The organism is Streptomyces sp. NPDC048331, assembly GCF_043201215.1.
Classification (GTDB): domain Bacteria; phylum Actinomycetota; class Actinomycetes; order Streptomycetales; family Streptomycetaceae; genus Streptomyces.
Genome location: NZ_JBICYT010000051.1, coordinates 1 through 17,727 on the forward strand (window position 1 = coordinate 1; position 17,727 = coordinate 17,727).

Sequence of the window (17,727 nt, forward strand, 5' to 3'; positions counted from 1 at the left end):
GAGCCCGCCGCCCGGCCGATGAGCGCCGCCGGAACCGGGCACGCGCGCCCCAGCGCCACACCGTACACCAGCTTGTAGGAGTCCTTCCACCGCCAAAGTGGCGGCCCACCTGACCGGTGGGCCGCCACTTTCGCGTCCCGGGGCGCTGATTCCGCCCCCACCCCACCGCAACTAGTGCACTAGATGTACTTTGGGTGATCGTCGGGTGGGAGATGCCCGCCCCTGTTCACCATGGGATCGCCGCATGCTGCTCGCTTTATCCCTGATCACAGCCGGAATCCTGCTGCGCCAGGCGGACCGGGTCCGCTTCGGTCTGGGGCGGCCCCGTACCGCGAACGCGGCGCAGCTCATAGCCGTCCAGCGCGCCCGGGCCAACAACTGGACCCCGGCGGCTCTTTTGGCCGGGCAGTGGGTGCAGATCGCCGGGTACTGGCTGCTCGCCGCGCACGGCTGGCTGGGCGCCGTGGTCGCGGCGGCCGGTGTTGCCGTCCAGTTCCGCCACCTTCAGGAGATCAGCCACCACGCCGTGCACGGGGTGCTGGCCCGAACCCGGCGCGCCAACCACGTCCTGGCCGAGCTCGGCGCGCACCTGCCCCTCGGCTTGGCCCCGGTCGAGGTACGGCGACGCCGCCACGTCCGCGACCACCACCCCAACGCCACCCTGGCCTCCGACCCCAACCTCGCCGAGCTCGCCCAGGCCGGCCTGGGCCCGGGGGTCGCACGCCGCCGCTTCGCCGCCGCGCTGCTCTTCCCGCTCACGGCCCGGGGCGCCCGGGCCACGGCCGTCACCCTCGCCGCCAACCTGCGCCCGCGGTCCGGCCGGTACGCCGAGGCCCCCGCGATGATCGCCGTTCTCTGCGCCGCGTACCTGACCGGCGGATGGGCGGCCCTCCTCGCCGGGGTACTCATCCCGCGCCTGCTGCTCTACCCCCTGCTGGCGTGGTGGAGCCTGCTGGTGGAGCACACGTGGTTCGACCCCGAGCACCGCACCGGCACCGCCGCCGAGATCGAAGCCGGCCGCTGCCTGCGCCTCTACCCGCACAACCCCGCCCTGGCCGCGCTCGCCGCCGCCACCTGGCTCCCTTACGGCGACCTCCACCACTACGCACACTCCGCGCACCCGGGCCTGCGCTGGAACTACCTGCCGGCCCTCGAACGCCACCTCCCCCCGGCCCACTTCACCCCTGGCGCCCTGTTCCTCAGCCCGGCCTCCGTCGCCCGCCGCCACTACCGCGCCCTGACTGTCCAGGCCGAGGACAGCCGCCGCCAGACTGCGCCCCGCCCATAGCCCGCCCCGCACTTCGGCCCCGGCCCCCGTCACACCAGGGGCCGGGGCCGCGGCAGTTCACGGCACCTGTCCCGTGCCCTCAACCCGCGTGGCACGCTGACTTGATGATCGAGACTCCGCGCCTGCTGCTTCGACGTTTCCGGCCCGGTGACGCCCCGGTCCTCGGTGCCTACCGGTCCGACCCGGACATAGCCCGCTACCAGGTCTGGTCCTCGCCTCTCACCCTGGAGGAGGCCGCTGAGACCGTCCGCGGATACGCCGAGGCGCAGCCCGATGACCCGGGCTGGTTTCAGTACGCGATCGAGCTGCAGGCCGACGGCCGGCTGATCGGTGATCTCGGAGTCAACCTCCACGAGAACCGGCTGCAGGCCGACATCGGCTTCACCCTCGCCCCGGCCCATCACGGCCACGGCTACGCCACCGAGGCCGTCCAGGCCGTCATAAGCCATCTCGTCGCCCAGGGCCTGCACCGTTTCGCGGCCTACTGCGACGCCCGCAACACCGCCTCCATCCGCGTCCTGGAGCGCACAGGATTCCGCCTCGAAGGACATGCCATCGAAGCCGAGCTGATCCGCGGCGAATGGACCGACACCTACACCTTCGGACTCCTCGCCCGTCACTGGAAAGACTCCGCGCCATCACCCGCGCTATTCGCGTGACAGCCCTCGGTGACGTGTTCTGGGCTGATGTGGACCACCACCGCGGGGGGGGGGGGGGGGGGGGGGGGGGGGGGGGGGGCCGGCGCGGGGGGGGGGGGGGGGGGGGGCCCCCCCCCCCCCCGGGGCCCCCCCCCCCCCGCGGGCCGCCCCCCCCCCCCCCCCGCCTCTCTGCTGGATGTCCTGGGTGCGTCGCGGGGCAGAGGTCATGGATGGCTGGCCGTGGTTGCGGCCAGCGCGTCGGCGAGCTCGTTGGAGGTGGGCCGGTTGAGCGGATCGTCCATGAGCGCGGGCAGCAGGACGTTCTGGAGTCCGGGCCACGGCCGGTCGGCCGCGACAGGAATGCGGCCCGTGGCGATGTGCTGGCGGAGCTCGTGGGGGGTGCAGGCTTTCGGGTGGATCCCGGCAGCCTGGTAGTCCAGAGGCCAGGTGCCCGTGGCGCACGTCCAGATGGTCCCGGCGAGCGCGTACACGTCGGCTGTCGGGGTGACGACGACGGGCTTGTCCCCCGTGGTGACGGCGGCTGCGAGCTCGGGGGAGAGCAGGTGCGTCATGCCGCCGTTGAATTCGCTGCCCTGGTTCCAGCCGGGCCGCCAGGCCCACGCGAGGTCGATGAGCCTGGTACCGGCCGGGGTGTGGATGCCGTGGGAGGGCTGGAGGTCGGCGTGCGCCCAGCCGGCCGCGTGGAGGTCCGCGACTGCAGAGCACAGGTCGACGGCCGCGGCCAGGGCCTGATCCTGATCGGTGCCTTCGGCCCGTACGGGTGCGAACACCTGCCAGGTGGAGGGGCCTTCGAGCCAGTCGGTGAGCAGCCAGGACGCGCTGTGGGTGACGCCGCCGCCCACGAAGTAGTCCATCTTCAGGGCCTCGAGCACGGCGGCCTCGCGTGCGGTGGTGTCGAAGCCTTCGCTGCGGCCGACCTTCAGGGCGGCGGTGCCCTTGGGGCCGGCGGCCTTCCAGACGGTGGAGCCGCGCCGGTCGGTGACCTCGGTGAGGACCAGGTCGCGGCCGCAGTGCGCGGCGGTGGCGGCCTGTGCGGCGGCCGGGATGGGGGAGGGAGTGCTCAAGGGGTGCTCTCCTTCGAAGGCTTCGGCAGGTGGGCGGCCCAGGAGCGGATCGTGGGCCAGTCGCGGGCCAGGGCGTCGAAGACGTTGCGGCCGTCGTCCTGGGCCTCGCGGATGGTGTCGGCCAGTACGGGCGTGTTGTGCAGGAAGCGGGGGTCGCGGGGGCGCACGGCGGGCCGGATCGACAGGAACGTCACGGGAGGGACGGGAAGGTCTGCGCCGAGGCGGCTGGTGTCCTCCTCGCCCTCCCAGAACTTGCCGAACATCAGCCCGACGGGTCCGTAGAGGTTCTTCAAGGCCCAGTGTGGCCAGTCCAGGTGACGGCGTGAGGCCCCGCGCACCACCAGGTTCTCGCACACCAGATGCCCGCGCTGTCCTTTGGACAGAATCCGCACCCGCTCGGCGCAGGCAGCCGCAGCAGCGAACAGGGCGCCCTCGATGTCGAACAGCTCGGCACCCGGTGTGATGTCGTACGTCGTCCAGTACGTGAGCCCGTTGTTCACCGACGGGCCGAGGTAGGGGCAGTGCCCGGTTGTGGCCTCCACGTAGCCGGCGAACTCAGGGGTGGTGGTGCGGCCGGCGGAGACGCGCAGAGCCCCCGCCCGGGCGGGCGAGGGCTCGATGGGCGCGGTGCTGGTCACTCCGCGGTGTCCGCGGTGAAGTCGGGTCCGCAGTTCCACGACGCCTCGACGCGGCCGGTCTCCCGGTACGCGGCGAAGGCTTCGCCGTCCAGGCGGCCTCGCTCGTCGGTGAACCAGATCGCGGGCAGCGGCCCGTACGCCTCCTCGTACGCGGCCACCCACTCGACCGGGCCGGACCCGGGCTCCTGGCTGTGACCGGCGACCGCGCCCGCGTGCTCGGTGGAGAACACGTCGTAGGCGGGGGTGTCGAGCTGGTCGTGCCAGAACGCGTCGATGGCGCCGGAGAACATCTCGGGAAGCGTCTGGCCGGCCCGGTGGCGCTGGCCGGCGATGGTCAGGAAGCGGGCGAGCTCGGTCCGCTCGACGGTGGCGTTGCTCATGGCGGTGCCCCTCTCGGTCGTCGGTGAGTCCTTGGGTGCCGCCCGGGCCCCAGGACGGACCAGGGTGCGGTCCGCTATCCCCGGGCGGCTGTCATCGAGTCAACTCCCAGCAGACCCATGCGGGGTATGTCCGGCCGAAGGGCTGCACAGGATGTGCGTGGATCGGCACACTCTGTGCATGGGCGAAACGCTGGGGAGCGTGCTGAGACGGGCCCGTACGGGCCGCAGGCTCTCGCAAGGCGCCGTGGGCGAGCAGGTGGGCTACTCCGCGTCGTGGGTCTCCAGGGTGGAGGCGGACCGGATCCTCCCGGACGACGCCGTACTCGGCGCGTTATGTGGTGTGCTGGGCCTGGCCGCTGACGATGTTGGACGCGAGGGAGATGACGTGCTGCACCGCCGAACCATGCTCGGCCTGGGCCTGGGGGTAGGCCTCGGCGCCATGCTCCCCACCCCCGCAGCCGCGTCCCCCGCCGACCCCAAGGATCTTGTCGAGCGGAGCCTGTTCCGTCTCCCAGACGCTCGCCCCGCCACCCGCGAGTCCCTGTCCGCCGCGCTCACCACGGCCCGCACCGTCTTCCACCAGGCGCAGTACGCCGAGCTCGGCCAGACCCTGCCGGGCCTGATCTCCGGCTCCCTCGCCTCGAACGCGCACGACATCGCGGCCCGCGCGTACGTCCTGCTCGCGCAGCTCGCCATCAAGAACTACCAGGGCATGGCCTGGGTCGCCGCCGAGCGGGCCCGCGCCCAGGCCGAACTGACCGGCAACCCGGTGGTGATGGGCGAAGCTGCGCACTCCATGGGCGTCGCCATGCGCCGCAGCGGCGACTACCAGGCTTCCATCGATCACCTTCAGCAGGCCGCGGCCCGGCTCAGCCGGCGGTCCGAGGACCTCGCGATGCGCGGCACGCTCCTGCTGACCGCTTCCTACTCCGCCGCCCAGGCCGGCTGGCGGGGGCAGGCCATGGAGTTCATCGGCGAGGCCGAGGAGACTGCCAAGCGTAAGGAGACCGCCGCCCAGAGGCTCTACATTCCCGGCGTGTTCGGCGAGGACCAGACACGCGTGTTCCGCATCTCGGTGCACCACGCGCTCGGCCAGGACGAGCAGGCCCTCACCTATGCCGCGAAGATCGACCCGCGCCGGCTGCCGAACGCCGAGCGCCGCGGCCGGATGTGCATGGACGTCGCCAGGGTCTGGCAGGCCCTGGACGAACCGGAGAAGGCTTTCCGTACCCTGCGGGTCCTGGCCCAGTACGCCCCCGAAGAAGCCGGCCGCCCCAAGGTCCGCGCCATCACAGCCGAGCTCCTGACGTCCAACCCCGACATGCCGGGCCTGCGCCGCTTCGCCCAGCGAACCGGCGCTCCAGTCTGACGGCTGGCGGGATGGAGCCTTCGCAGGGCCGCACGGGGGCAGGTCACCCGGCACGTACGGGGCGGCTGATGTGCTGATCTCATCAATGGCCCTAGGCTCGGCTGCATGCTCATCGCGAACGTGTCCCCCAGGACGATGGCCAAGACAACCAACACGGCGTGGCTGAGCCATGCCCTAATGGAATCCGAAGCCGCGTACGAGATCGAGGGGTACGACGCCGACCACTCCATGCAGTTCTGGGACTGGTCCGTGCAGGCCCCGTTCACCTTCAAGGTCCACAAGAAGGCGACCGCGCAGTTCCACGAGGAAGTCGCCCCGACTCCGGGCCGGCTCAGCCTCGTTGACTGCGGCCACGCCGAGAACCACCCCCACATCACCGACAGCGTGCTGCGCGTCGCGGACCTGGTGATCCTGCACATGTCCCCCACCCAGGCGGACTGGCTCCGCGTGAGCAAGCCGCCAGAGGCAACCCCGTTCAAGGACATCATCCGCAGGTCCAGCCTGTTCCGTGCCGACGGCAGGGCGCCGGAGACATGGGTCCTGCTGAACCGGACCGTCGCCAACGCCTCGTCAACGGGCCACTACCGCGGACAGCTGGAAGGCAAGGGGTGGAACGTGTTCACCACGACGATCCCGCGCTCGGAAACGTTCGCGCTGTCGATGAACTTCCCGGTCATCGGAGCCAAGAAGAGCGCCTTCGGCGCCCTGGTGACCGAGATGGAGAAGCGGGGGCTGCTGCCGTGAGCCAGTACCTCAAGCTCATGGAGAAGCAGGCCGCGGAGGAGCGCGCCGCCGAGAAGCTTGCCGCCGAGACTGTGGCTCCGGCCGTTCCCGGCCCCAGCGCCGAGGTGAACCCCGCTCGGCCCGCCGCGATGGCGGAGCCGGCGCCCTACCGGCCGCAGCCCTTCACCCCGGACCTGATCCCCGAGCCGAAGGAGATCGAGGCCGAGGGGGAGCTGACTCCGGAGGAGACCGGCGACCTCGCGAACTGCGAGCAGGCCTTCGCCTACGCCGACCAGGCCGAGTGGATGCGGGGCAAGGCCGCGCACGCGGTCAGGTCGCGGCGGCTGTACCGGAGCGGCGGCCGGCTGTGGCCGGAGTACTGCGAGGAAGTCCTCGGCGAGTCCGAGTCCGAGGTCAACCGCAGGATCCAGCAGTGGCAGCTGGCCCGCGCGATCTTTCAGCTCTGGGCCCGGCCGACGCCCGCTTCCCACATCCAGGCCCTGCTCCCGGCTGTTGGGGCGTACGGAGAGGAGCAGCTCGCCCGCGGGTACGTAGAGCTGCGCGGCTGGGCCGCCGAGAACGGGACGCGGGTCACCGCGGCCGACCTGACCGGGTGGGTGAAGAAGGCGCGGTCCGCGGTGAAGGAGAAGTCCGCACCGCCGGCGCTGACCGGGCAGGCCCTGGCCCAGGTGCGCGAGGACCGCGAGCGCTCGCCCGGCCGGGCCGACGCCCGCACGCAGCTGCCCGAGCCGCGCCGGAAAGTGGCCGCGGAGGATGCCGGGGGCGGACCCGAAGAGAATCGTTCAATGTTGAATCACCCAAATTTGGGTGATTCAACATTGAACGATGAAGCCGTGGTCACACCCCCGGCCACCAACGGGGACGGAGGCAGCGAGGAGCGCGTCGTCCGGGCCTGGACCGCCCTGGACGTTCTGGCCGCAGGACTGGCCGACGCCGGAGTCCTGCGGGGCGCGAGCACGGCGACGCTCACAGCGATCGAGAGGACTGCCCGCGGCCTGGCCGACGCCGCCGCCGAGATCCTCAAGGAGCGGTAGCCCGCACCCGGTCCTCGAGGACGACGGACGGGAGTCACCCAAATTTGGGTGACTCCCCCACAGCCCGCCTCTTCCCGGCCCCGCACGCGTGCTGTCCGCTAGGACGGCTTCTTGTACTCGGCGAGTACCTGGATCTCGCACTTCCAGCCCCGCCCGAACTCGTACCTGATCACGATGACCGTGTCCTCGTCGGGGTGATCCTTGCGTGCCGTGCCGATGGTCCTGAGCAGGTCGACGGCGAAGCCGTCCGGTAGCTCTTTCCGGCTGCTGATGTGCAGGATCGTCGTGTAGTTGTCCCCGCCCACCCTGCGGGCCACGACCTGCTGGCCATCCGACTTCAGGTGCTCGATCGCGTCGGCACGGAACAGTTCCATCTCGCCCGCGTACTCGTGGAGCAGCCAGACATCCGACACCGTGTTCTCCTTCGTTCGCACGCAGCCTCGTATCCCGGACGGTACGGACCGCCTCACAGCGCCTGGGTGCTCTTCGTGAAACTCCCTTGACCGGTTCGCAGGTTGAGACCCTGACGTGCCGTCGGGCGAAGTGCGCCCCGGTCTGCACGGGGAACCGCGAGGGCGGGAGACTGGGCGGATGATCGAGCGTCGCCCGCTGGGTACCGGCCCCCGCCCCGCTACTGCCGTGGCGCAGCCCTCGGGCGTGCGCCGAGCCCGCCTTGCCGCCGAGGGCTGTGCCGCGGCCCCGCCCGCCCAGGAGCCGGCCGGCGGGCATCCGGCCGCTGAGGGCCGACGCCCCCTTGGCCTCGGCACGGCCCCCTCGGCCAGCTGACACCGGTCCTGTCCGCCGACGTGAGGCGGGGTCAGGGGGCCACTACATTGAGCGACTGCACAGCAACGGGCAGGGGGGCTATGGACGCCGACGGTATTCACGACACTTCGCATCAGGTCCCGCGTCCGGCGGTCCCGCCGCCCATGCCGGCTTCACCGCCACGTACGGGGTTCATTCCTGCGCCGTCCCGTGCTCCGAGCACGGGGCCCACGCTGGCCGAGTGGCTGCGGGTTTCCCGGCCCGACGCCGAGGTGGGGGTATGGCGGTACGGGCACGTGCCCCGCGCGGCCGAGGAGCCCGAGGTGACCCCCACCCGCCAGCTGCTCAGCGGTGCCGCGCTGTCGCTGCTGGCCGGCCTGATGCTGTGGTCCCTGTTGTGGAACGGCTACCTGGGCTCGTTCTGGATCTGGCCGCTGCTGATGTTCACGCCCGACTCCTGGCGCGGCACGACGTCGTTCGTCGTGGCCGGGTGGGTCTGGTACGCCATCGTCGCCGGAACGCTCATCGTGGGTTTCGGCCGGCTCGGGCGGTGGCCCGAACTGCTGCGCCGGCTCGTGCGACGCCCGGCGACCGGAACGACGGCAGCCGTCCCCGCAGCGGCCGCGGAAGGAGAGGACCTGACAGGCTGGCCGCAGTTGCGGGCCGCCGGCCTCGCAGAGGCGGCCGAGATCCTGACGCGCGAGGCAGAGGCCGGACGGATCAACGACGTGGACTACGTCCGGATCAACCGGGCCTGGGAGAGTGTGCGCGCCGACACGGCACGACTGCGGCCCTTCGAGACGTCCGTACGGGACAAGGGTGCCGGGGCCTGTCTGCATCCGTCGGGCGCGCGGGACCTGCCCGTGCGGGCGGCCCGGCACGACCTGCTGATGCGCCAAGTGCTTCTCGGTACCGTCGATCCCGGGGCGCGCACCCCCTACGCCCGGCGCGGCACGGGGTTCGCCCTCGACCCCGCAGTGCTCGGTACCTCGCTGCTCGCGGTCGGCCCATCGGGAGCAGGGAAGACCGGCCGCCTGGTGCGGCCGGTGGTGGAGTCGCTGGCTCTGCAGTCTCTGGCGGGGCAGGCCGCGGTCATCGCGGTGGCCGCAGCCGGGGTCCAGCTCGGGCCGGATGCCGCGTTCGACGTCGTCGTGCGGATCGGCGATCCGTCGTCCGTCTACGACCTCGACCTGTACGGCGGGGCCACGGACGCGGACGAGGCCGCCGTCCTGCTCGCGGAGGCCTTCGTCGGCAACATCCCCGGCATGGACGTGCGCCGGGCCGCGACCGCCCTCGGCCAGCTGCTCGGGCCGTTCCACACCGCGTACGGCCGCTTCCCTTCCGTGCCCGAACTGCGGGAGCTCCTCGACCAGCTCAAGCCGGCCGTCGACGCGCTCCGCCAGACGCTGGAGGACGCCGGGCAGCAGACGATGCTGCGCGAGCTGGACGCGCGGGTGCGCCAGCACGGCACTCCCGCCGACCCCGGGCACGTCCTCGCCGACCGGGTCGCGCTGCTGGACCGGCCGGTGTTCGCGGGCTTCTTCGACACCAGCGGGCAGAGCCGTCCGTTCTCGATGGCCGCCCTGGAACATCCGCTGCGCGTACGGATCGACCTGCCCGAGCGCGGTCACGCGGACGCGTCCCGGATCCTGGCCCGGCTCCTGCTCGCCCAATTCAACGCCGCCGCCGCGGCCCGGGCAGACCGCTCGCTGTTCACGTTCCTCGCCCTCGACGACGCCGCGCACACGCTCACGGCCGGCACGCTGCGCGGAGTCCAGCGGCTGCGCTCGGCGAACGCCGGCGTGCTCCTGGCGCTGCGCAGCCTGGACGAGGTGCCCGAGGAGCTGCGGACACCGCTGCTGGGGGCGGTCGGCTGCCGGGTGGCGTTCGCCGGGGTGACGACCTGGGACGGGAAGCGGTTCGCCGAGGCCTGGGGCACCGAGTGGGTGGAGACCCGCGACGTCACGCACCGGACCGTGTTCGCGGACCAGCCGCTGACCCGCGCCATCCACTCCTTCCGCAAGCTGGTGACCGGCAAGGCGGTGACCACCGACGCGGTGACCGTGCGGCAGGTGGAGCGCGAGCGGTGGTCGGCCTCCGACCTCGCCCACGCCGTCCCGCCCGGGCACGCGGTGCTGTCCCTCGACTCGGTCCGCGGCGAGCGGGCGGCCCCGCTGCTGGTCAACCTCACGACCTGACGTCATCCGGCCGATCTACCCGACCGATCCGGACAGGTTCCTCCCGGTCTGCGGCCAAATCAGTGGCCGGTGAAGGCCAGTTGACCTGCACAAGAGCGGTGTCGCGCCAGCGGAGGAGACGTAGATTCGGCAGGTGATCGAGGGCAGGGGGGCGAATGACAAACGGCCAAGGCGGTTGGGACCCGTTGGGGGATCCGGCGGACAGATCCGCGCCGTACCCGCCGGCACCGAAAGTCCCCCCGCCGCGCCCCGCCTACCCGCCGGCACCTGAGCCGGCCGATCCCGACGGGGATCCGGCCGACACCGACTGGTGGCGCTACCCGGACGTCCGCCAGGAGTGGCAGGACACCTGGGCGAACGAGGGCCAGGAAGCACGCGAGGCCGCGTGGGAGATCGGGGCGCAGATCGGCGAGGCGGTCGCCGCCCACCTGCCGGCCCCGGCGGGCCCGCCCCTGACCCCGGCCGAACAGGGCTGGCGGGGGCTCGACCTGGCCTGGCTGGGCCTGAAGTACAACATCCCGGCGGTGCTGATCGCCCTGCTGGTGACCTGGCGCGGGCAGAGCGCTGTCGACGCGATGACCCGCTCGGTCACCGAGGACGGGATATTCGCTCCCCTGGGCTGGCTGCTGCTGGTCTTCCTCCTCGGCCTGGCCGTGATGGTCCTGCCCATCGGGCAGATCTTCGCCGACCTGGCCGCCTCGATCCTGCGAGGCCTGACCACCCTGATCGTGCGGGCCTGGAAAGCCCCCTACATCGGCTACCTGCTGCGCCTGCTCGTCGCGGTCGCCGCGTGGTCGTTCGTCATCGCCGTGCTGCGCCTGGCAGGCCGCGCGGCCATCAACTGGCTGACTGGAGCGTAAGAACATGAACGACGTGGGGGCTGCGGCCGGCGGAATCGGCGCGGTCGCGCTCGGCCTGGTGTTCCTCTTCTACCAAATCGGCCGATGGAAGGGCGGGGACCCGACACCTCCCATGCACTTCTTCGCCGGCGTGGCGATCGCCGCGCTCCTGCTGCTGGGCGGGGGCATCCTCGGCGTTATGGGCGGCACCGCCGCGGCCCTGGGCGACGGGGTGGGTACCTACGCTCTGGACGGTGCGGTCGGCGCGGTCGCTTCGGCCGGGAAGCACCAGCCGACCACCGGCGGCGAGAAGGTCGGCGTGGGCGGCGCGATCGCCGGTCTGTGCCTGCTCGCCCTCTACCTGGGCCTGATCAAGTCCGGCCGCTACGACCTGCGGTCCCCACTGCTGCGCGGCGCGCTGGTCGGCGTGTGGCTCGGCGCCTCGGCCGGTCTGATCGGCATGGCGATGGGTCTTATCCGTACCAGCGGCAACACGGTCGGCGACCTGCTGGTCTCCACCATCTGAGCGCGGGAGAACGAGAGCTGTGGCGAGAGCGGGCAAGACCGGCGGTGGCCTGGGCGCGGGGTTCGCGCATCTGCGTGCGGAGTACGGGCGGTGGTGGAGGACAGAGGACCTGAGCGACACCCACATCGCCCACCACGTCCTCAATGATCAGTTCCGCATGTGGCAGCAGCATAAGCAGCGCCACAAGGCGGAGGTCCAGCAGGACATCAGCCTGCTCCAGCAGCAGCAGAAGCAGGCACGCCAGGCCCAGATGATGCAGATGAACCAGCAGCGCCAACGGCAACGCCGCGGCGGGTACGGCGGATATGGCGGTTACGGCGGGTACGGCGGCGCCTCCGGGACGGTCACCTACCGGATCATGCAGTTGACCGGTGTCCGCATGCGCATGAACAAGGAGGAGTTCCGCCACCTGGAGGTGACTCCCCAGATGCTGGCCAACGGCCGGGGCCAGGTCCGCTCCCGACGCCACGTCAAGGCATCCGTCACCGTGCTCGCGCTCGCGGCGGTGTGGGCGCTTCTGTGGTGGACGTCGGTTCTTGCCGCCCTCGGCACGGCGGCCGCCGTCGCCCTGGTCCTCACCGTCATGGCGGCCGCAGCGTCCCGCAACCCCACCCACCGCCAGCCCCCCGTACCGCGGCTGCTGTTCGTCCCGCCCCATGCGCCCGCCCACACCCAGCTCGCCGAAGCCCAGGCAGAGCCGCAGCCGTTCCCCATCCGGGACGCCGGCGCCGACCCCCGAGCAGCCCGCGAGTCCGTCTATCGCGCGCTGAAGAAGGAGAAGGCCGCAGTCTCCGAGGTACTCGTACCGGAACCCACGGCCTACGGCTGGAAGGTCCCCCTGGTCCTGGAATCCGGCACGGCCGCCCAGTTCTTCAGCGGCCTCGGGCCGCTCGCCACCACCCTGCGGGTAGGCGCCTCCCGTGTTCTGGCCCGGGCCGCCGACCCCGAGGACGCGGCCCTCATCAGTCTCCAGGTCCTCACCCGGGACCCCTTCGCCAACCCCGCGCCCTACCCCGACCGCCCGCCACTGTCCTGCTCGATCAACGACCCCGTCAGCATCGGCACGTCCCTGGACGGCGAACCCACCCTCGTCACCCTGGCCGGCCAGCACGTGCTCATCGTCGCCAACACCGGCGGCGGCAAGACCTCCATGGTCCAGGCCATCGCCGAATACGCCACGGCCTGCCGAGACGCCGTCATCGTGGACATCGACCCCGCCAAACGCGGCACCAAGACGCTGGCCCCGGCAGCCGCCATGAAGGCGCGCACCCCCGAAGACGCCGAGACCGTCCTGCAGTCGCTCCTCGATCGCGCCCAGCAGCGCATCGCCTCCATGCCGCCCACCCAGGACATCTGGGAGGCCACCCCCCAGGGCCCCGCCGTTCTGGTCTTCCTCGACGAGTTCCCCAAGCTGTCCAAGGCAGGCAAGGCCCTCGCCATCGACCTGCTGCGCCTCGGCCGAGAGGCACTCATCACCCTCGTGCTGTGCACGCAAGACGCCACCAGTGACGTCCTCAGCGACGCCGTGGCGGACGCCTTCAACATTCGGATCATGCTGCCCTGCCGGGTTCACGACGTGCCCGTGGTGGTCGGCCTCGCCAACGCGGTCACTCAGGGCTGGCTACCCCACCGGCTCGTGCCCTCCGCCGTAAAGGGGGCACCCGCCGACGCGGGCCGCTACTACTGCATCACGCCCTTTCACCGCGATCCGATCCTGCGCTACGTCACCCCGCTGGACCCGGCCGAGGCCGACCGCCGAGTCAAGGAGCGCATCGCCGCCGGCCTGCCGACTCTGGACCCCGCCCCCGCCCCCACCCCGGCCGCACCGCCAAAGCCGACGGCGCCCCACGCTCCGATCATCCAGCATCTCCTCGCCGCGTTCGCCACGCACAGTAATCCCGAGACGCTGACCATCGCGCAGCTCGCGGCGCACCTGGAAACCCTCGACCCGCAGGCCTGGGGACAGCAGAGCGGACAGACGGAACGTCAACGTCTCGCCATGGTGGGCCGCAAGATCAAAGCCGACCTGAAGGCAGCAGGGCTGACCATCCCGTCCGGGCGCCTCAAGGGGGTGCCCGGACAACCCAGCGGCTACCGCCTGGCGGACATCCGAGACGCCCTGTCGTGACTTACCAATGACCTGTCAGAGTCTTGCTATGGCCTACTACCCGGCCTGCTGGCGACCAGAATCGATGTTGCAGCGGCCTACGGCCTACTCGCCGCAGTAAGCCGCAAAAACAAGTTCTGACCTGCGATGACAAGTCAAGTAAGCCGATCTCGACCCCCCGGCCGGAGCCCCTATGAGCCCGCATAATCCAGCACAGTACGCCCGGAGCGCGGCCGACGCCCTCGACCGCCTCGTGCGCGACGTCCGCGCCGGCCGTGCCGAGTGGGGCCACCCGCACAACGTCCGCCAGGCCGCCGACGACCTGACCCGCGCCGCCGACGCGATGGCCACCGCCCTCCAGCAGATGGCCGCCGCCCTCGACCCGCACGACCCGAGCACACAACGGAGCGCGACCGCCCTCCACCTGGCCGGCCAGGCCGCCACCACCGCCGCCACCAACCTCCGCAACGCCCGCCGCAGCCTTCACTGACCGTCACCATCCGAGGGGGAACCCTGATGTCCACCACCCACACCGCCGCGGGGGCCTGATGCTGTACGACGACCCGTGCGACAGCCTCGCGGGACCGGTCCAGGACGTCTGCAAGCCCGGAGGCGCGGGTACCGGGGGGGCACTCCCCGTCTCCCCCACCGACCCCGTCGCAGCCCTCGACCCGCTGACCGCGCTGGCCCAGTCCACCGCCAAGGCCGCGCACTGGTGCTCCCAGCAGCTCGGCGCGCTCATCGGCAACCGCGACGCCGTCGACCTGACGAACAAGTCCTTCCTCCAGCAGTACGCCATCGTGTTCGCGGCCTCCACGATCCTGGTCCTGGTGCTCTGGCTGCTCGCCGTCGCCAAACGCGCGATCCGCGGCGTGCCGATGACGACCGCGATGTCCGAGGCGATCGGCCTGCTGTGGATCGCGGTTGCCGCCTCCGCCTTCACGCCGCTGGTCCTCTACACCGTCATCGGCGCGGCCTCCGCGGTGACCGACGTCCTCGTCAGCGCCCTGGGCAGCAACCCCAACGGACTGTTCGACAGCCTCGGCGCCGACCTCGAGGCCGGCAAGGTCGGCGGCGGACCGCTGATCCTGCTCATCGTCTCCCTCGCCACCATCGCCCTGTGCGGGGCGCTGTGGCTGCTCCTGGTCATCCGGGCGCTCGCCCTGTACGTCGGCGCGCTGTTCTCCGTCGTCGTCTATGCGGGCCTGGTCGACAAGGACTGGTGGGGCCACACCCGCCGGTGGGCCGGCGTCATGCTCGCGCTCATCGCGGTCGAGCCGGTCATCGTGATCGTGATCGGCCTCGCCGCCGCGCTTCAGACCAGCCCTGACACGAACAAGGTCGTCACCGGCCTGGCCATCACCCTCGTCGCGCTCGGCGTCGCCGTCTACCTGGTGTGGAAGGTGCCGGCCCTCGGCGACGCGGTGAAGGTCGCCCGTACGGCCGCCAAGGCCACCGGGGGCGCCGCGCGCGCGGTGACCGGCACCGGTTCCGCCGCCACCGGGGTGATGCGCGGCATCAGCGCCCACGGCGACCGCGGGACCTCAAGGGGCGGGTCCAGCAGCATCGGCACCCAGAAGGCGCCGAACAACGTCGCCGGAGGCATCGCCGCCCACTCCCAGCGCAAGCCCAAGGACAAGTAGCAGGGCCGCGTGCCGGGCTGGCAGCAGGGCACAGGAAGATCCCCAGTTCTTTCCGGTGATCGCAGGCTGGACCCGCTTGACCATCAGCAGGTTGGCTTGACGGTCAAGGGGGTCCAGCCTGTGGATCCCAGGCGGTCATGGGGGCACCGGCCTGCTCCCCTGCCCAGGGGGAGGCCGGCTGGTGGGGTAGAACAGCGGGGAGGCCCGCAGCGATTCGAGCGCTGCGGGCCTCGCCTTGTGCGGGTCGTACGCGGGTCAGCGCGTAGGGGCGATGAAGCGCCGGGCGGCGACCATGAGGCCGAATCCCAGGGCGAGGCCGGCGAGGTGGGACCCTGCGAGCACGGCCTTCGCGGTGGTGCCGGTGAGGCCGTAGTGACCGGTGATGGTCGCTCCGGTGGCGTAGCAGAGGGCCCAGATCGCGAGCATGGCCGCGACCAGGGCGGAGGTGCGCGTGCCGAGCGGAAGCCGGGCCGGGCCGCGGGCGGCGGCGAGGCGGGATTCGGCGTGGGCGAGGTGGGCGGCCGTTGCCTGGTCACGGGTACCTGCCGCGGCGCGGGTCAGCCGGCCGCAGGAGCACTCGGCGCGGAAGCGGGCTGTTCCGGCGGCGGTGGATGCGTCTTCGTCGATGACGATCTGCGGTATGTGCCGTCCGTCATCGATGGCGAACCGGTCGAACACGGTTTCCTCCTGTGTCGGGGTCGTTCGATCAGATGCTGTGCGGTGCTTTCGTGGTGATGACGGAGGCCTTGAGCACGCTGCCGTCGTCCAGGAGCACCGATCCGTTCGCAGCGAAGTGCAGGTGCGGCTTCACTGGGCGCCCCCCGCGAGTTCGAGCGTCTGGGCGGCGAGGCGGAGCCGGTGTTCGTGGGCCTGGTCGAGGTGGGCGCGCAGCGCGTAGGTGGTCACCCCCGGGTCCTGGTCGAGGTCGGCCATCGCGTCCTCCAGGGCGGGGTGCCCGGCCTCCTGGATCTGCTGGTAGGCGGCTTCGTCCCGGGGGGAGGAGCAGAAGAACGGGCGCTTCCGGGCGCTCTCGGCGCGCTCGGTCCACATGTCGATGGCGATGCGGGCCTCGTCGACGGCGACCACGTAGGCGTGGTGGGCGGCGAGCCACGCGGCGGCGGTGCTCAGTGCCTCCCAGCGAAGTTCCACCTGGTGCAGCAGGCGGTCGCGCTCGGCGCGTGCGACCTGCTCGCGGGCCAGACGGTCGCGGACGTCGGCGTAGCGGAAGGTGGTGTCCATCAGGGCCACCAAGCGCATGCCCTCGGTCTTGCCCTCCTCGTGGGTGGCGGTGGGGTGCTCGGCCGCCCAGCGGCGCAGTGCCGCGTCGAACTCGTCGTCGAGCCGCTCTCCGACACCGGTGAAGCCCTCGATGTCGAGCGGGGACAGATTCGTGATCACGCTCTTGCCCTTCGGTCGGTGGTCGGGGTCGATGCCCCTCGATCGCAGATCCGCGTACACGGTCGGCCGGCTGACGCGGGCGGCCTCGGCGAGCGCGGAGACGTTCGTCTCGCCCGCCTGCCAGGCGGCGGCGAGCAGGTCGGCCCGCCGTCCGGGCTTCGACCACTCCCGCAGCGCGGCCATCGCTTCATCTCGTCTCGTACTCACACAACCACAGTGCTGTAAAACGGTTTTACATGGCAAGTGGCTTTACGGGGTTCGGCTGGATTGTGTCCTCCGGTGTCCGGATCGGCTTTCGGAGGGACGGGAGCTAGCGTCAGGAGATGCGGGTGGGTTGCCGCAGGCGGGGCATGGCGGGCGGAGAGGATGTGCACATGACGCGCCCGATGCTGACCCAGCGGGAGGCGGCCGCCGCGTGCGGCGTCAGCCGCACCACCATCCGCCGCCGCCGTGAGACCGGTGGCCTACCCGGATCAGTCGAGGACCCCAAGCGCGGTTGGCTGATCCCGGTGGACGCACTCCTGGCCGCCGGATACCGGCTCAACGCCCCCTCGCCGGCGGACCGGCCCTCCGAGTTGTCCCCGGCCGCCCCGGCCTCCCCGGCCGAGGGCGACGGCCAGGACGCGGCCGCCCTGCGTGCCGAACTCGGCCGGATCCATGCCGAGCACGCCCTGGCGCTGGCCGAGGCCCGGTTCGGACGACAGCTCGCGGAGGCCGAGGCCGAGCACCTGCGCGTGCAGCTCGCGGAGCGCGGCGCCCGGGTCGAGGACCTGCAACGGGCGGTAGCCGCCCTGGCCCCCGCCCCGCAGCGGCCCGCCCTCACTCCGTCGGCGGCCCGGCCGGCCGTGCCCGGCCAGGCCCAGGCCGAACCGGCCCCCGCCCCTGCCGCCGCCCCGGCCACCGAGGCGGCCCTGCCGCGCCGGCGGTGGTGGGGCGGGCGGACCTGACCCGGAAGACGACGGCGGGCGCCACCCCCGGTAGGGGTGGCGCCCCCCCCCCCGGTGGTGATAAGTGCCCGGGGGCCCCCCCCGCCGCAAACACCCCGCGCACAAACCCCCGCGGCCGGTATACCCCC

At 72.0% G+C, this 17,727-nt stretch carries 18 protein-coding genes; 12 read left to right on the plus strand and 6 right to left on the minus strand.

Annotated elements, in window-relative coordinates; translation table 11 throughout:
- Positions 1–244: 244 nt before the first annotated feature.
- Both ACGFYY_RS37840 and ACGFYY_RS37845 read left to right on the plus strand, forming a co-directional pair.
- On the plus strand, positions 245–1,288 hold the full coding sequence (locus ACGFYY_RS37840; RefSeq protein ID WP_393716610.1) for a fatty acid desaturase: 1,044 nt from the start codon (positions 245–247) through the stop codon (positions 1,286–1,288).
- A 104-nt stretch (positions 1,289–1,392) separates the two neighbouring features.
- Positions 1,393–1,947, plus strand: a complete 555-nt coding sequence (locus ACGFYY_RS37845; protein ID WP_393716612.1) for a GNAT family N-acetyltransferase — start codon at positions 1,393–1,395, stop codon at positions 1,945–1,947.
- A gap of 203 nt (positions 1,948–2,150) precedes the next feature.
- On the opposite strand, the gene ACGFYY_RS37850 is transcribed toward ACGFYY_RS37845, so the two are convergent.
- Genes ACGFYY_RS37850 through ACGFYY_RS37860 form a run of 3 tightly spaced genes read right to left on the minus strand, consistent with a single transcriptional unit; the run spans position 2,151 to position 4,029 of the window.
- Positions 2,151–3,011, minus strand: a complete 861-nt coding sequence (locus ACGFYY_RS37850) for a hypothetical protein (protein WP_393716614.1) — start codon at positions 3,009–3,011, stop codon at positions 2,151–2,153.
- A complete protein-coding gene (locus tag ACGFYY_RS37855; RefSeq protein ID WP_393716616.1) occupies positions 3,008–3,649 on the minus strand; it encodes a hypothetical protein in 642 nt (213 codons plus the stop codon). The genes ACGFYY_RS37850 and ACGFYY_RS37855 overlap by 4 nt, the downstream gene beginning before the upstream one ends.
- On the minus strand, positions 3,646–4,029 hold the full coding sequence (locus ACGFYY_RS37860; protein ID WP_393716618.1) for a hypothetical protein: 384 nt from the start codon (positions 4,027–4,029) through the stop codon (positions 3,646–3,648). Before ACGFYY_RS37860 ends, ACGFYY_RS37855 begins: the two co-directional genes overlap by 4 nt.
- Before the next feature lie 178 nt (positions 4,030–4,207).
- On the opposite strand from ACGFYY_RS37860, the gene ACGFYY_RS37865 reads away from it, so the two are divergent.
- From ACGFYY_RS37865 to ACGFYY_RS37875, 3 genes are all read left to right on the plus strand, one after another.
- Complete coding sequence (locus tag ACGFYY_RS37865) at positions 4,208–5,398, plus strand: multiprotein-bridging factor 1 family protein (protein WP_393716620.1); 1,191 nt, start codon at positions 4,208–4,210, stop codon at positions 5,396–5,398.
- Between the two features lie 105 nt (positions 5,399–5,503).
- Positions 5,504–6,142 (plus strand): plasmid partition protein, encoded by a 639-nt coding sequence (locus ACGFYY_RS37870; protein ID WP_393716622.1) that lies wholly within the window; start codon positions 5,504–5,506, stop codon positions 6,140–6,142.
- Positions 6,139–7,176, plus strand: a complete 1,038-nt coding sequence (locus ACGFYY_RS37875) for a hypothetical protein (protein WP_393716623.1) — start codon at positions 6,139–6,141, stop codon at positions 7,174–7,176. Before ACGFYY_RS37870 ends, ACGFYY_RS37875 begins: the two co-directional genes overlap by 4 nt.
- Positions 7,177–7,274: 98 nt before the next feature.
- Here ACGFYY_RS37875 and ACGFYY_RS37880 read toward each other — a convergent pair whose 3' ends face one another.
- Positions 7,275–7,589 (minus strand): hypothetical protein, encoded by a 315-nt coding sequence (locus ACGFYY_RS37880; protein WP_393716625.1) that lies wholly within the window; start codon positions 7,587–7,589, stop codon positions 7,275–7,277.
- A 453-nt stretch (positions 7,590–8,042) separates the two neighbouring features.
- Here ACGFYY_RS37880 and ACGFYY_RS37885 point away from each other — a divergent pair, with 453 nt between their 5' ends.
- The 6 genes from ACGFYY_RS37885 to ACGFYY_RS37910 all read left to right on the plus strand — a co-directional run bounded on the left by ACGFYY_RS37885 (position 8,043) and on the right by ACGFYY_RS37910 (position 15,254).
- Positions 8,043–10,139: an ATP-binding protein gene (locus ACGFYY_RS37885; protein ID WP_393716627.1), complete on the plus strand. Its 2,097-nt coding sequence runs from the start codon at positions 8,043–8,045 to the stop codon at positions 10,137–10,139.
- Positions 10,140–10,294: 155 nt separating this feature from the next.
- On the plus strand, positions 10,295–10,999 hold the full coding sequence (locus ACGFYY_RS37890) for a hypothetical protein (RefSeq protein WP_393716629.1): 705 nt from the start codon (positions 10,295–10,297) through the stop codon (positions 10,997–10,999).
- A 4-nt stretch (positions 11,000–11,003) separates the two neighbouring features.
- Positions 11,004–11,504 carry a hypothetical protein gene (locus ACGFYY_RS37895; RefSeq protein WP_364859495.1) on the plus strand — a complete coding sequence of 167 codons (501 nt, stop codon included), beginning with the start codon at positions 11,004–11,006 and terminating at the stop codon, positions 11,502–11,504.
- Positions 11,505–11,523: 19 nt separating this feature from the next.
- Positions 11,524–13,632 (plus strand): hypothetical protein, encoded by a 2,109-nt coding sequence (locus tag ACGFYY_RS37900; protein WP_393716631.1) that lies wholly within the window; start codon positions 11,524–11,526, stop codon positions 13,630–13,632.
- Positions 13,633–13,804: 172 nt separating this feature from the next.
- The gene (locus ACGFYY_RS37905) at positions 13,805–14,101 is read left to right on the plus strand and encodes a hypothetical protein (protein WP_364859500.1); all 297 of its coding nucleotides are present in this window, start codon (positions 13,805–13,807) and stop codon (positions 14,099–14,101) included.
- Between the two features lie 58 nt (positions 14,102–14,159).
- Positions 14,160–15,254: a hypothetical protein gene (locus ACGFYY_RS37910; RefSeq protein WP_393716633.1), complete on the plus strand. Its 1,095-nt coding sequence runs from the start codon at positions 14,160–14,162 to the stop codon at positions 15,252–15,254.
- Positions 15,255–15,509: 255 nt separating this feature from the next.
- On the opposite strand, the gene ACGFYY_RS37915 is transcribed toward ACGFYY_RS37910, so the two are convergent.
- Together ACGFYY_RS37915 and ACGFYY_RS37920 are read right to left on the minus strand one after the other, a co-directional pair.
- Positions 15,510–15,932 (minus strand): hypothetical protein, encoded by a 423-nt coding sequence (locus tag ACGFYY_RS37915; protein WP_393716635.1) that lies wholly within the window; start codon positions 15,930–15,932, stop codon positions 15,510–15,512.
- Positions 15,933–16,061: 129 nt separating this feature from the next.
- A complete protein-coding gene (locus tag ACGFYY_RS37920) occupies positions 16,062–16,859 on the minus strand; it encodes a hypothetical protein (RefSeq protein WP_393716637.1) in 798 nt (265 codons plus the stop codon).
- Between the two features lie 167 nt (positions 16,860–17,026).
- Here ACGFYY_RS37920 and ACGFYY_RS37925 point away from each other — a divergent pair, with 167 nt between their 5' ends.
- Complete coding sequence (locus ACGFYY_RS37925) at positions 17,027–17,599, plus strand: helix-turn-helix domain-containing protein (protein WP_393716639.1); 573 nt, start codon at positions 17,027–17,029, stop codon at positions 17,597–17,599.
- Positions 17,600–17,727 lie beyond the last annotated feature (128 nt).

What these genes read in the sequence shown, in the direction of transcription:
- ACGFYY_RS37840 (WP_393716610.1), top strand. Translation starts at nt 245, where the DNA reads ATGCTGCTCGCTTTATCCCTGATCACAGCCGGAATCCTGCTGCGCCAG.
- ACGFYY_RS37845 (WP_393716612.1), top strand. Translation starts at nt 1,393, where the DNA reads ATGATCGAGACTCCGCGCCTGCTGCTTCGACGTTTCCGGCCCGGTGAC.
- ACGFYY_RS37860 (WP_393716618.1), bottom strand. Translation starts at nt 4,029, where the DNA reads ATGAGCAACGCCACCGTCGAGCGGACCGAGCTCGCCCGCTTCCTGACC.
- ACGFYY_RS37865 (WP_393716620.1), top strand. Translation starts at nt 4,208, where the DNA reads ATGGGCGAAACGCTGGGGAGCGTGCTGAGACGGGCCCGTACGGGCCGC.
- ACGFYY_RS37870 (WP_393716622.1), top strand. Translation starts at nt 5,504, where the DNA reads ATGCTCATCGCGAACGTGTCCCCCAGGACGATGGCCAAGACAACCAAC.
- ACGFYY_RS37885 (WP_393716627.1), top strand. Translation starts at nt 8,043, where the DNA reads ATGGACGCCGACGGTATTCACGACACTTCGCATCAGGTCCCGCGTCCG.
- ACGFYY_RS37890 (WP_393716629.1), top strand. Translation starts at nt 10,295, where the DNA reads ATGACAAACGGCCAAGGCGGTTGGGACCCGTTGGGGGATCCGGCGGAC.
- ACGFYY_RS37895 (WP_364859495.1), top strand. Translation starts at nt 11,004, where the DNA reads ATGAACGACGTGGGGGCTGCGGCCGGCGGAATCGGCGCGGTCGCGCTC.
- ACGFYY_RS37905 (WP_364859500.1), top strand. Translation starts at nt 13,805, where the DNA reads ATGAGCCCGCATAATCCAGCACAGTACGCCCGGAGCGCGGCCGACGCC.
- ACGFYY_RS37910 (WP_393716633.1), top strand. Translation starts at nt 14,160, where the DNA reads ATGCTGTACGACGACCCGTGCGACAGCCTCGCGGGACCGGTCCAGGAC.
- ACGFYY_RS37925 (WP_393716639.1), top strand. Translation starts at nt 17,027, where the DNA reads ATGACGCGCCCGATGCTGACCCAGCGGGAGGCGGCCGCCGCGTGCGGC.